This is a genomic window from Flavobacterium sinopsychrotolerans, from assembly GCF_900110375.1.
Classification (GTDB): Bacteria; Bacteroidota; Bacteroidia; order Flavobacteriales; family Flavobacteriaceae; genus Flavobacterium; species Flavobacterium sinopsychrotolerans.
Map to the genome: position 1 here is coordinate 114192 of NZ_FODN01000004.1, position 11463 is coordinate 125654.

The following is an 11463-nucleotide window of genomic DNA, read 5'->3' on the forward strand; positions in this document are numbered from 1 at the left end:
GTAAATTTATGGCTGTTATACAACTCTTTTTTAGTAGTTGTATAACAGCCTCATTTATTATATGATTATCAATAAATCTTAACCTAATTCATTTTACTAATTTAAAATTATATAAAAATGAAAAAGATTTTGATTGTACTATTTAGTCTATTATTACTAGTAAATCCTTTAAACGCACAAACTAAATTAGATAATGATATTCCTAAAAATAAAAATAAATCCATTTATCTAGAATCGGGCATCAATCTTTCATTGCCTGTCCACATTCAGATGTATCGTTCCCACCGTCTTGCAATTGGATTTAATGTTAGAGCATGGAAAAATATTTCAAAAAAAAGCGAGCTGGGCATTAAAATCGATTATGATTATCGATTTATCAAAAAAAATACTAGAATATTAACCCCTGAAAGCACATTGGAGGAAAGAGCATTGCATAGTAACTTTAGTTTATTTTGTATAAAACCTAACATACAATTTAATTTAAACTCTAATTGGTACTGGGGTGCAGAATCAGGTGTTGGCTATGCGCTTTCGGATGAAGACGGTCAAATAGGACTTGGCTTTGTATCCGAATATTCAAAAAACCAGCAATTTGGAATATGTTCGGGTTTTTATCTGGGTAAAAATTTCATCGTTGGCAGCAAAAAAAAGGTATTTGGAGTATCCTTGGATTTCACTCAATTTTTAGCACAATGGCACGCAGAAAATAGTCTTGGTTTGAAAATAAAATATCGCTTCATAAACTAATTGTATTACAAAAAAGTTAGCATAAATTAAAAAACCCCCAAATAGTGTCTAACTTTTTGGGGGCAGCCTATTCGTTATGAGATGCTTTTAAAGATAAATACTTTAAATACTTTCCAGAATTTCTTTCCGTTTTATCTTTCCGTTTTCGGTTTCAGTAAATTTTTCTACATAAAAAATTTCTTTTGGTTTTTCATATTTGTCTAAATCCTCAAAAATGTTCTCATCTAATGATTGATTTTTACCTTCTATTATCAATACTAATTTTTCGCCAAGATCAGAGTCTTCTACTCCGGTTACAAAAAATCTTGAATGAATTTTATGGGATAATTTAGCCTCTATTTTCTCTGGAATTAATTTGATTCCACCACTATTTATCACGTTATCCATTCGTCCTAAAAATACAAATTGGTTTTCACCTACAAGTTCTACTAAATCATTGGTGACAATAACTTCATCTGAAATTGCTGGTGCATCAATCACCAGACAATTTCTTTGGTCTTTATCTATTTTAATATTAGGCAAAACTGAGAAAGCCGTCTCCCCTATTTCTTTTGCAGCGATATGAGTAATTGTTTCCGTCATCCCGTAGGTTTCATAGACCTTCGTTTTCAATTTAGAAAGCTCATTTTCAAGTACAGTACTCATTTTAGCTCCTCCGATAATTAACTTTTTAACATTTTTTAATGCAGTTAAAGAATTTTGAGCTTGTAAAGGTACCATAGCTACAAAATCATATTTAGTGGTATCCTCTACTATAGGATTTGAACTTGGTGCCACAAAATCAATATCAAGACCTAGAATAAAGCTTCTCACAAACATCATTTTTCCAGCTATATATTTTGTTGGCAAACAATGTAATGCTTTGTCTCCCGGATTCAAATCAAAAAAATCACCCGTGGCAATTGCTGAATTGACCATTGCTTGTTTATCTATTCGGATCAATTTTGGAGTTCCTGTTGTACCTGATGTATTCAATTCCAAATATGATTTGTTGTCAAACCAATCGAGTATAAAATCACCCACAGCTTTTTCAAACTCTTCACCTTCTTTGATAAAGCTATAAGCCACTTCATATAAATCATTTCGATTCAAATGAAACCCATTAATTTTAAAACGATTATGTATATTCTGGTATGTTACGGTATCAGTCATGATTTAGTTAATTTTAAAATTATTGAAAAGGTTATCTTACTTGGATTTTTCCAGTTAATTTTTCTTTCCAGTTGGTCCAGTTGTATTTTTTACTAAAGATAAATAAAAGTATTGGGTAAATTATAACAACTGGAAGAATAACATCTAATCCTGCTGAGGGATCTGAAATATCCTTAAAAATAGAATGAGTCTGAAAAGCGGACCAATCTGAAGTTACAAGCAAAGCTCCAATCAAATTATTAGCGGCATGAAATCCCAAAGCAAGTTCCATTCCCTCATCCATAAGTGTAATGATTCCTAGAAACAATCCGGTTCCGATGTAATAAACCAAAATTATAGGACCAATTTTAGCAACTTCAGGATTATACCAATGCATTCCACCAAAAATAAGAGAAGTCATTAGTAGCGGAAACCATTTGTTTTTAGCAAGATTAGCAAATCCCTGCATCAAATAGCCCCTGAAAATATATTCTTCGGAACTGGTTTGAATAGGAATAAGTACTATCCCGATTAAAGCCAAAATAGCAAATGGAACAGGTTTAAAATTGATTACAAAATCACTTGGGTTATAATAATAAAATAACAATGTGGATACAATTGTAAATGCGGCCCAAATCAAAAATGAAAATACAATTCGGTTCCAATCAACTTTATCCCGGGAAGTTGTTACGGAAAGTATCGTTTGATGGTGCAAATAACGCACTACCAAAATGATGCCAAGCATAATAAAAACAAACGAAATCATGATCAAAAACAAAGTAAAGTTTGGTTCAAAAAAACGCATTATTGCCTCATTAGATGAAGGATAGGGTTTTCCGTTAACAAATGTTTCATAAAGTAACGTAACAAGAAGCGGAATCTGTCCCAACAATGAAGCGAAAATGATTATTACAGAACCTAAAATATACTTCCAAAACTTATTCTCTGATTTTAAACCTTGTTCTATAAACATGTATTTTTAGTTTAATTTTATACCTGATTAGTTTAACAAATGTTATTTTTGTTACACTCAAAATAATCCTTTCATCACAATTTGCATTAATCAAAATACAAAAAAATATGATACAAATATACCATAATTCCCGCTGCGGAAAATCTAGAAATTGTTTAGCACTTTTAGAAAATGCAGAAAAAGAGTTTGAAGTAATCAATTATTTGTCAAACCCTCCCTCTTTTGAAGAATTATCCAATATCATTCAAAAACTAAAAATGAAACCTATTGAATTAGTTCGCCAGAAAGAAAAAATTTGGATAGAAAATTTTAAAGATCAGAAAATGAACGATGATCAAATTATCCAGGCAATGATATCTAATCCCATTCTGATTGAAAGACCTATAGTTATCACAGATAACAAAGCAATTATAGGACGAGATTTAGAAAAAGTAGCCGCTTTTATTTTATAAAAACTTACTTTTTTAATTAACATTAATTTGTGATTTGTAGTATTAAACCAAATCCTACTTTTGCAATCTAAAAGTTGTAACCAAAGTTTTTTTAAAATGAAAAAAATAAAATCTGTTTTAATTCTTGTTATCTTTTTTAATGCCCTATTCAGTTTTGCTCAAGAAGCTCCAAGCCAAAAAATTAAAATTACTGGTAAAGTAATTGAAAAAATTAGCAAACAGCCGCTTGAATATGCAACAATTACTTTTTTGATTCCAAACAATCCAAAACCAGTAGCCGGAGGAATTACAAACCCAAAAGGAGAATTTAGTATTGATATTAAGCCAGGTATTTACGATATTAAAATTGAGTTTATATCTTTTAAAGTGAATGAAATAAAACAAAAAAACCTGCAGGAAAGCACTAGTTTAGGCTTAATTAGTTTAGAAGAAGATGCCAATCAATTGAATGAGGTTATTATTCGCTCTGAAAAAACGACAGTTGAAATTAAATTAGACAAAAAAGTATATAATGTTGGTAGCGACCTTATGGTAAAAGGAGGAACTGTAAGCGATGTTTTGGATAATATCCCGTCTGTTTCCGTTGATGTTGAAGGAAACGTAAGCCTTCGCGGAAATGAAAACGTAAGAGTACTTATTGACGGAAAACCATCGAATGCCATTAATATTGCTGAAGCGTTACGATTAATTCCAGCCGACGCAATTGAAAAGGTAGAAGTTATTACCAATCCATCTGCACGATATGATGCTGAAGGTGGTGGTGGTTTATTAAATATTATCTTGAAAAAAGGTAAAAATCAAGGTTTAAACGGAACTTTTATAGCGTCTACTGGCTATCCTGAAAATTATGGTTTAAGTGGTACCCTAAATTACAAGTCAAAAAACTTCAATCTTTTTACTACTCAAGGATATAATGATCGTAGTAATCCTGGAAATGCATTTACAGATTCAAGATATTTAAATGCTGATAATACGACCAAAAATTATGTAAATGAAACCAGAGAGAACGAAAGAGACAATAAAGGATATAATGGAAACTTTGGAATGGAATGGTATCTAAGCGAAACTCTTTCATGGTCTAATACCTTCAACTACCGAAAAAGTAATGGAGATAATATTGATAATGTTTTTCAAAATTATTATGATTCAGGCTTTAATTATGATTATTCCCGTAATCGTATCAATGCCGAAAACAGCGACAGTGAAAACGTAGAATTTGCAACAAACTTCACAAAGAAATTTAAAAAAGACGGTCATAAATTAACAATTGACGGTTCGTTCTCTACTAATGATGACATCAATGAGGCTTTAATTACGGACAAAGCCACAAATACAAATGTGGTAAAATTTGATAACACCATCAACAATCAAACTCAAAGCAGAAATTTACTTCAAATGGATTATGTTTTGCCTTTTGGGAAATCAAGCCAGTTTGAAGCAGGATATCGTGGTGATTTCTCAGAATTGACTACCGATTACCAAGTAGAAAATGATGGAGTAATCAATAAAAATTTTACCAACACATTAGAATACAAAGAGAAAGTAAATGCAATTTATACCCAATATGGTGTAAAAATCAATAAATTCTCAGCGTTATTTGGATTGCGTTTTGAAGACTCAAACATTGACATCAACCAATTAGCTACAAATGATTTCAATAATAAAAAATACAACAACTTTTTCCCAAGTGCGTTTTTCACTTATGAAATCTCAGACGAAAGTAGCGCATCTGTAAGTTACAGCCGTAGGATCCAAAGACCACGAGGAAGAATGTTAAATCCGTTCAGCAACTTGTCCAGTAACATCAATATTTTTGTTGGAAATCCAGATTTAGATCCAGCATTTTCTGATGCAATTGATTTTGGTTACATCAAAAGATGGGAGAAATTAACCTTTAATACTTCGTTATACGTAAATAAAACAACGGATGTTTTTCAATTTGCTAGAAGAGAATCAGGTGATTTTGCTAACGGAACTCCTATAATTATTAGTTCTCCAATCAACTTGGCTACTGAATACAGAGCAGGATTTGAATTCACGTTAAATTATTCTCCATTCAAATGGTGGAAATTGAACGGAAATTTCAATTTCTTCAGAAACGAAACACAAGGAAACTATGTTTATACTGATTTTAATAATAACGAAATAACACAAAATTTTGACAATACGGCGACTTCTTGGTTTACCAGAATAACCTCTAAAATTACATTACCGTACAAAATTGACTGGCAAACTAACGCAACCTATAATGGCCCACAAAACAGTGCTCAAGGTAGAAGTTTAGGGGTTTTTGGTGCCAACTTAGCGTTCAGTAAAGACATTTTAAAAGACAAAGGAACACTTTCATTCAACATCAGCGATGTTTTCAATTCAAGAAAAAGAAACATGGAAACGTATCTTCCAGGTGTCGTAAGTTCTTACAGTGAAATGCAATGGAGAGAAAGACAGTTTAATTTATCATTCACATATCGTTTCAACAAACCTAAAAACGAAAGAGAACAACCTAAGCGAAATCAAGGTGATAACGAAGGTGACTTTCAAGGATAACAAAAAATGGACTCATGAAAATGGGTCCTTTTTTATTTTCAGAAACTGTTTGCAGTACATTTGAAAACTATTAGACATAAAAAAAAGGGCCCATGAAAATGAGTCCTTTTTTTATTTAACAAACAGATTAAACTGATTGTTCTTTCTTTGCTTTTCTTTCTTTATACATTTCCCATAGAGCACCGCCAATCCAATATTGAACGAAACCTACAAGAAAAAACATTAACCAAAATCCTATAGTAAGAATGGTTAAGAAAAGTAAAAAGCCTAAATACTGTGAAAATTCAAACATGTTTTCCGGAATTTTTGAATGTAGCCACAAATGTATGTTTAATTCCTTTTCTTACCAATAAAAAACCATAAAAACTATCAATCAATTTTTATAAAAAAGGAATTATCCGTATTTTTGAGCTCAGAATTTGGAGCTGTTTCCCGCTGTTCACTCGAATCTTTTCTTTTTGAAAGCAAAAAGAAAAGGATTTCCGTTACCATCGGGGCTAAAAACCCATTAAACTACATAATTACTTATAAATAACAACAAAATGAAATTCAGAATAGAAAAAGACACCATGGGTGAAGTGCAGGTTCCAGCTGACAAATACTGGGGCGCACAAACAGAACGTTCAAGAAACAACTTCAAAATAGGTTCATCGGCTTCTATGCCAAAGGAAATTATTGAAGGATTTGCATATCTTAAAAAAGCAGCGGCATATGCCAATTGTGATTTAGGAGTTTTACCTGCAGAAAAACGCGATGCCATTGCTGCCGTTTGTGATGAAATTCTAGCTGGAAAATTAGATAACGAATTCCCATTGGTGATTTGGCAGACTGGTTCAGGGACGCAAAGTAACATGAACGTAAATGAAGTAGTTGCCAATCGTGCGCAAGTATTAAAAGGTTTCAACATTGGCGAAGGCGAACAATTCATTAAAGCCAATGACGATGTAAATAAATCACAATCTTCAAATGACACGTTCCCAACAGGAATGCACATTGCGGCCTACAAAGCAGTTGTAGAAGTTACTATTCCCGGAGTTGAAAAATTAAGAGATACACTTCATGCAAAAGCAATTGAATTCAACAATGTGGTAAAAATAGGTCGTACACATTTAATGGATGCTACTCCACTTACATTAGGACAGGAAATTTCAGGCTATGTAGCACAATTAAACTACGGTTTGAAAGCCGTCAAAAATACGTTGGCACACTTATCAGAAGTGGCTTTAGGAGGAACTGCAGTAGGAACTGGATTAAATACTCCAGAAGGATATGATGTAAAAGTAGCAGAATATATTGCTGAATTTACTGGACATCCATTTGTAACTGCCGAAAACAAATTTGAAGCACTAGCAGCACACGATGCCATCGTAGAAACGCACGGTGCGTTAAAACAGCTGGCAGTTTCATTGAATAAAATTGCCAATGATGTACGTATGTTAGCTTCTGGACCACGTTCAGGAATTGGAGAAATCCTTATTCCAGAAAATGAGCCTGGATCTTCTATCATGCCTGGAAAAGTAAATCCAACGCAATGTGAAGCATTGACAATGGTTTGCGCACAAGTTATGGGGAATGATGTTGCAATCTCTGTTGGAGGAATGCAAGGACATTATGAATTGAATGTTTTCAAACCGCTAATGGCAGCAAATTTCTTGCAATCAGCGAGATTACTTGGTGACGCTTGTATGTCTTTTGACGAACATTGCGCACAAGGTATTGCACCTAACTACAAACGAATCAAAGAATTGGTTGACAATTCATTAATGTTAGTTACGGCTTTGAATACTAAAATTGGCTATTACAAATCAGCTGAAATTGCTCAAACAGCACATAAAAACGGAACAACATTGAAAGAAGAAGCAGTACGTTTAGGATACGTGACTCCAGAAGATTTTGATGCTTGGGTTAAACCAGAAGATATGGTAGGAAGCTTAAAATAATTAAATATCAATGATGAATTTTTAATTATTAATATTAAGTTATAAATTAATAATCCTGCAACGTTAAACATTGCAGGATTATTTTATTTTTAAAAGTTACGAAATACTACTCTATTGTATCTATCACTTCCTTCATGATTCGAATGCTTTTCAATTTATCGTCATGATCAAAAATTGGACTGGTAATCATCAATTCATCAATTTGTGTATATTCGATAAATTGCTTCAATTCTGTTTTCAATTTCTTTTTGCTTCCTACAAATGAACAAGCAGTCATTTGATTGACATGAAAATGCTCTTCTTCGCTCATAATTCCATCTAATGAATCAACTGGCGGCTGTAATGGTTTTCTATCATTCCGAATCAGATTCAGAAACATTTGAGTCAAACTAGTCGACAATTTTTCGGCTTCTTCATCGGTATCAGCAGCTATTGCATTTACACAAGCCATCGTTTTGGGTTGGTCTAAATATTCCGAAGGCTCAAAATTATCTCGGTAAAACTGAAATGCCTGATGCATCTGTTTTGGTGCAAAATGTCCCGCAAAGGCATACGGCAATCCATTGGCAGCAGCTAAAGCTGCACTATCCATACTGGAACCTAAGATCCAAATGGGAACATTCGTTCCTTCGGCAGGAAAAGCTCGCACTTTTGCAGTAGCATTATCCTCCGAGAAAAATTCCTGTAGTGCGGCAACATTTTGAGGAAATCGCTGCGATTGCTCGAAGAAATCTTTCCGAATCGCTTGTGCAGTTAATCCATCCGTTCCCGGCGCTCTTCCTAATCCTAAATCGATCCGGTTGGGATACAGTATTTCAAGAGTACCAAATTGCTCTGCAATAATTAGCGGCGCATGATTGGGCAACATGATACCACCAGAACCTACACGAATATTTTGCGTTTGACTAGCAATATAACCAATCAAAACAACCGTTGCCGTACTGGCTACATGAGCCATATTATGATGTTCGGCTAGCCAAAATCTTTTGTAACCTAAACTATCGGCTAGTTTAGCAAGTGCAGTTGTCTTTTGAAATGTTTCGTTTGCATTGCTATCTTGAGTAATTATCGCTAATTCTAATATAGAAATTGGAATATTTTTAGTCATTATAAATTTCAAATTTTAAACAAAATTAGACAATTACAAGAGCTCCTTAAATTATTAGGTGTTAATTCATTTATAATATTTAATACCATCCAAAAATTGGAATATAAATTTGATAAAAAAAAGGTTTCCCAAATATCAGGATAAAGCATAAAAAATCCCGTCTCTATAACTATAATGGAGACGGGATTTTTTTGTAAAACAGTGTGGCTAATTAGTTCTTACTCCATTCTGCAATACTGTCTTTATTCATTTTTACGTAGTCTTGGTTTTTCGCAATTTCAGCTGCTGCAAGAGATAATTTTGCAGTTTCGATTGCTCCTTTTTTATCACCAAGTTTAGCCTGAATTAACGATTTCAATCTGTTATACCAAAACGGTTTGTCTTTAGACATATCCAACGCTTTGTTTACATAAACTAACGCTTTTGCATTATCACCATTCGATTGAAACAAAAATTGAGCAGCAGAAAAATAATCTGCTCCAGTAGGTCCTGCTAATGCTTTCTCAATATTCGCAGTTGCTTTTTGTTGTGTAGGCACTTCAAATTTTACTGCTGCATAGGAGTTCTCCCAGTATATTTCTAAAAAGGCAAAATTGTTGTCTAATCCACTAATTCCAATAGTAAATGTTTCCACACTTCTATTTAAAGTTTCTGGTTTAACAGTAGCTCTAAGGGCTACATTTTCTTCTTTCCATTCTTCTGGATTACCCCAGTTATCAGTAGTTTTATAAAAAATTATTTCCCAGCTTTCTATTTTTGGAATCGTATACAACGAATATTTTCCTTTTTTCAAGGTTTTACCATCAATAACAACATCGTCGCTAAAAGATACAGTTGTATTTTCATTAGCTCCAGTTCTCCATACTTTTCCAAAAGGTATCAAATTTCCAAAAACAGCTCTTCCTCTTGCACTTGGTCTTGAATAATTAATTTCTACATCTGTCAAACCTACTGCTTGCATGATTGTAGATTTTGGACTTGACTGAGGTGTTTTCACTTGTGCCTCAATGGTGAAATTTGCTATAATAATGGCAAATACAATGATTATTTTTTTCATGTTATAATTTTTTATGATTTCCAAATTTACAAATTCAGTGGCTTTCAAATGTTAATTATTCCTTAATTTAGAATCAATATTCTTAACAGCATCAAAACCTAATTCGTTAAAATGATTAATCACAAAATCTGCTTCTGATAAATCTTGTGCCTCAGAGTGAATACTATTGTAACCCACGCACAAAATTCCGGCAGCTTTCGCCGCTTTTATCCCATTCGTACTGTCTTCAATAACAATACAGCTTTCTTTTGGCGCAACCGATAAACTTGCCGCATGTTCAAAAATAGCAGGATGTGGTTTCGATTTAGGAAAATCTTCACCGCTTACCACATGCGTAAAATACTCATGCAATTTAAACCTGCTAAAAACACGTTCAATAGTAACTTTTGATGCCGAAGAAGCCAAAATCAACTGCATTCCGTTTTGATGCAATTCTTTGATAAGATTTTCAACACCTTCCAGTAATTCTAAATCAGCTTTACTATCAAAAGCATCATTAAAAATAGTTCGTTTTCTTTGAATCAAATCTTCCACTTCGTGTTCAATCACAAAAAACTCTTTCAATTTCTGAAAGGTATTTCGAGTAGAAAAACCGGTGAATGAAGTATACATTTCCTCTGTAACAGGAATATTCAACTCATCAAATTGTTTGAAATAAGCATAACGGTGTACGGGTTCAGTATCGACAATTACACCATCCATGTCAAAAATTACGGTTTGTATCATTTGAAATTATAAATTATGAATTTTTATCTTTGAAACTGAAACTAAAAAACTGAACACTATTTCTTAAGTAAATAGCGAATCACGGTTTCTGCAGCATACAAACCAAATAATCCCGGCATGTAACTGTTTGTTCCGTAAAATGATTTTTTAAAATTGGATCCATCGGTCATTTTCAAACTCGATTCGTCTTGAATTTCAGAAGAAAAAACTACTTTTAGTTTGTCAATTTTAAATTCTTTCAATCGTCTTCGAATGGTTTTAGCAAAATAACAATTCACGGTATTCGTAATATCTGTTACTTTCACTTTAGAAGCTTCCATTTTCCCGCCAGCGCCCATACTGCTGATGATTTTTACTCTTTTTCGTTTGGCACCAATGATCAAATTTAGCTTTGGAGTCACACTGTCTATACAATCCAAAACATAATCATATTCTTCTGAAACAATTTCGAAAGCACGCTCAGGCGAAAGAAACTCCTGCACACGAGTCAATTTCAATTCTGGATTGATGTCCATTAATCGATCCCCAACAACAGTCACCTTAGGTTGTCCCACAGTCGAATGTAAAGCAGGCAATTGTCGGTTTATATTGGTAATATCAACTACGTCACCATCAACAATAGTCATCGTTCCCACTCCTGCTCTTGCCAAAAATTCAGCCGCAAAAGAACCAACGCCACCCAATCCTACGACCAGTACATTTGCATTTTTTAAATTATCTAAACCTTCTTTTTTGAATAAAAGTTCGGCTCTTTCTGTCCACTCTGCCATTGTTTTTTGTTT

Annotated in this window: 11 protein-coding genes; 4 read left to right on the forward strand and 7 right to left on the reverse strand. The window is 33.3% G+C overall.

What is annotated here, in order from left to right; all coding sequences use genetic code 11:
* Nucleotides 1-117: 117 nt before the first annotated feature.
* The gene (locus BMX64_RS09030; RefSeq protein WP_091170570.1) at nucleotides 118-747 is read left to right on the forward strand and encodes a hypothetical protein; all 630 of its coding nucleotides are present in this window, start codon (nucleotides 118-120) and stop codon (nucleotides 745-747) included.
* A 102-nt stretch (nucleotides 748-849) separates the two neighbouring features.
* Here the strand turns inward: BMX64_RS09030 and BMX64_RS09035 are convergent, their stop codons facing one another.
* Nucleotides 850-1899 (reverse strand): AMP-binding protein, encoded by a 1050-nt coding sequence (locus tag BMX64_RS09035; RefSeq protein WP_091170573.1) that lies wholly within the window; start codon nucleotides 1897-1899, stop codon nucleotides 850-852.
* Nucleotides 1900-1930: 31 nt separating this feature from the next.
* A complete protein-coding gene (locus tag BMX64_RS09040; RefSeq protein WP_091170576.1) occupies nucleotides 1931-2851 on the reverse strand; it encodes a CPBP family intramembrane glutamic endopeptidase in 921 nt (306 codons plus the stop codon).
* Nucleotides 2852-2958: 107 nt separating this feature from the next.
* Between BMX64_RS09040 and arsC the strand changes: the two genes are divergently transcribed.
* Together arsC and BMX64_RS09050 are read left to right on the forward strand one after the other, a co-directional pair.
* Nucleotides 2959-3303 (forward strand): arsenate reductase (glutaredoxin), encoded by a 345-nt coding sequence (arsC, locus tag BMX64_RS09045; protein WP_091170581.1) that lies wholly within the window; start codon nucleotides 2959-2961, stop codon nucleotides 3301-3303.
* A gap of 96 nt (nucleotides 3304-3399) precedes the next feature.
* Nucleotides 3400-5850, forward strand: coding sequence for a TonB-dependent receptor (locus tag BMX64_RS09050; RefSeq protein WP_091170584.1), 2451 nt, complete (start codon nucleotides 3400-3402; stop codon nucleotides 5848-5850).
* Nucleotides 5851-5977: 127 nt separating this feature from the next.
* On the opposite strand, the gene BMX64_RS09055 is transcribed toward BMX64_RS09050, so the two are convergent.
* Nucleotides 5978-6142, reverse strand: coding sequence for a hypothetical protein (locus BMX64_RS09055; RefSeq protein ID WP_091170588.1), 165 nt, complete (start codon nucleotides 6140-6142; stop codon nucleotides 5978-5980).
* A gap of 250 nt (nucleotides 6143-6392) precedes the next feature.
* Here BMX64_RS09055 and fumC point away from each other — a divergent pair, with 250 nt between their 5' ends.
* The gene (gene fumC, locus BMX64_RS09060) at nucleotides 6393-7790 is read left to right on the forward strand and encodes a class II fumarate hydratase (RefSeq protein ID WP_091170592.1); all 1398 of its coding nucleotides are present in this window, start codon (nucleotides 6393-6395) and stop codon (nucleotides 7788-7790) included.
* Nucleotides 7791-7896: 106 nt separating this feature from the next.
* Here the strand turns inward: fumC and BMX64_RS09065 are convergent, their stop codons facing one another.
* From BMX64_RS09065 to BMX64_RS09080, 4 genes are all read right to left on the reverse strand, one after another.
* Nucleotides 7897-8898 (reverse strand): LLM class flavin-dependent oxidoreductase, encoded by a 1002-nt coding sequence (locus BMX64_RS09065; protein ID WP_091170596.1) that lies wholly within the window; start codon nucleotides 8896-8898, stop codon nucleotides 7897-7899.
* A 211-nt stretch (nucleotides 8899-9109) separates the two neighbouring features.
* Nucleotides 9110-9955, reverse strand: a complete 846-nt coding sequence (locus BMX64_RS09070) for a DUF2911 domain-containing protein (RefSeq protein WP_091170600.1) — start codon at nucleotides 9953-9955, stop codon at nucleotides 9110-9112.
* 51 nt (nucleotides 9956-10006) lie between these two features.
* Nucleotides 10007-10681 (reverse strand): HAD family hydrolase, encoded by a 675-nt coding sequence (locus BMX64_RS09075; RefSeq protein WP_091170603.1) that lies wholly within the window; start codon nucleotides 10679-10681, stop codon nucleotides 10007-10009.
* 56 nt (nucleotides 10682-10737) lie between these two features.
* Complete coding sequence (locus BMX64_RS09080) at nucleotides 10738-11451, reverse strand: tRNA threonylcarbamoyladenosine dehydratase (RefSeq protein WP_091170605.1); 714 nt, start codon at nucleotides 11449-11451, stop codon at nucleotides 10738-10740.
* Nucleotides 11452-11463: the final 12 nt, after the last annotated feature.

Excerpts from the sequence above, each read along its gene's own strand:
- BMX64_RS09055 (WP_091170588.1), bottom strand. The coding sequence starts at position 6,142 with ATGTTTGAATTTTCACAGTATTTAGGCTTTTTACTTTTCTTAACCATT.
- BMX64_RS09070 (WP_091170600.1), bottom strand. The coding sequence starts at position 9,955 with ATGAAAAAAATAATCATTGTATTTGCCATTATTATAGCAAATTTCACC.
- BMX64_RS09065 (WP_091170596.1), bottom strand. The coding sequence starts at position 8,898 with ATGACTAAAAATATTCCAATTTCTATATTAGAATTAGCGATAATTACT.
- arsC (WP_091170581.1), top strand. The coding sequence starts at position 2,959 with ATGATACAAATATACCATAATTCCCGCTGCGGAAAATCTAGAAATTGT.
- BMX64_RS09050 (WP_091170584.1), top strand. The coding sequence starts at position 3,400 with ATGAAAAAAATAAAATCTGTTTTAATTCTTGTTATCTTTTTTAATGCC.
- BMX64_RS09080 (WP_091170605.1), bottom strand. The coding sequence starts at position 11,451 with ATGGCAGAGTGGACAGAAAGAGCCGAACTTTTATTCAAAAAAGAAGGT.
- fumC (WP_091170592.1), top strand. The coding sequence starts at position 6,393 with ATGAAATTCAGAATAGAAAAAGACACCATGGGTGAAGTGCAGGTTCCA.
- BMX64_RS09040 (WP_091170576.1), bottom strand. The coding sequence starts at position 2,851 with ATGTTTATAGAACAAGGTTTAAAATCAGAGAATAAGTTTTGGAAGTAT.
- BMX64_RS09075 (WP_091170603.1), bottom strand. The coding sequence starts at position 10,681 with ATGATACAAACCGTAATTTTTGACATGGATGGTGTAATTGTCGATACT.
- BMX64_RS09030 (WP_091170570.1), top strand. The coding sequence starts at position 118 with ATGAAAAAGATTTTGATTGTACTATTTAGTCTATTATTACTAGTAAAT.
- BMX64_RS09035 (WP_091170573.1), bottom strand. The coding sequence starts at position 1,899 with ATGACTGATACCGTAACATACCAGAATATACATAATCGTTTTAAAATT.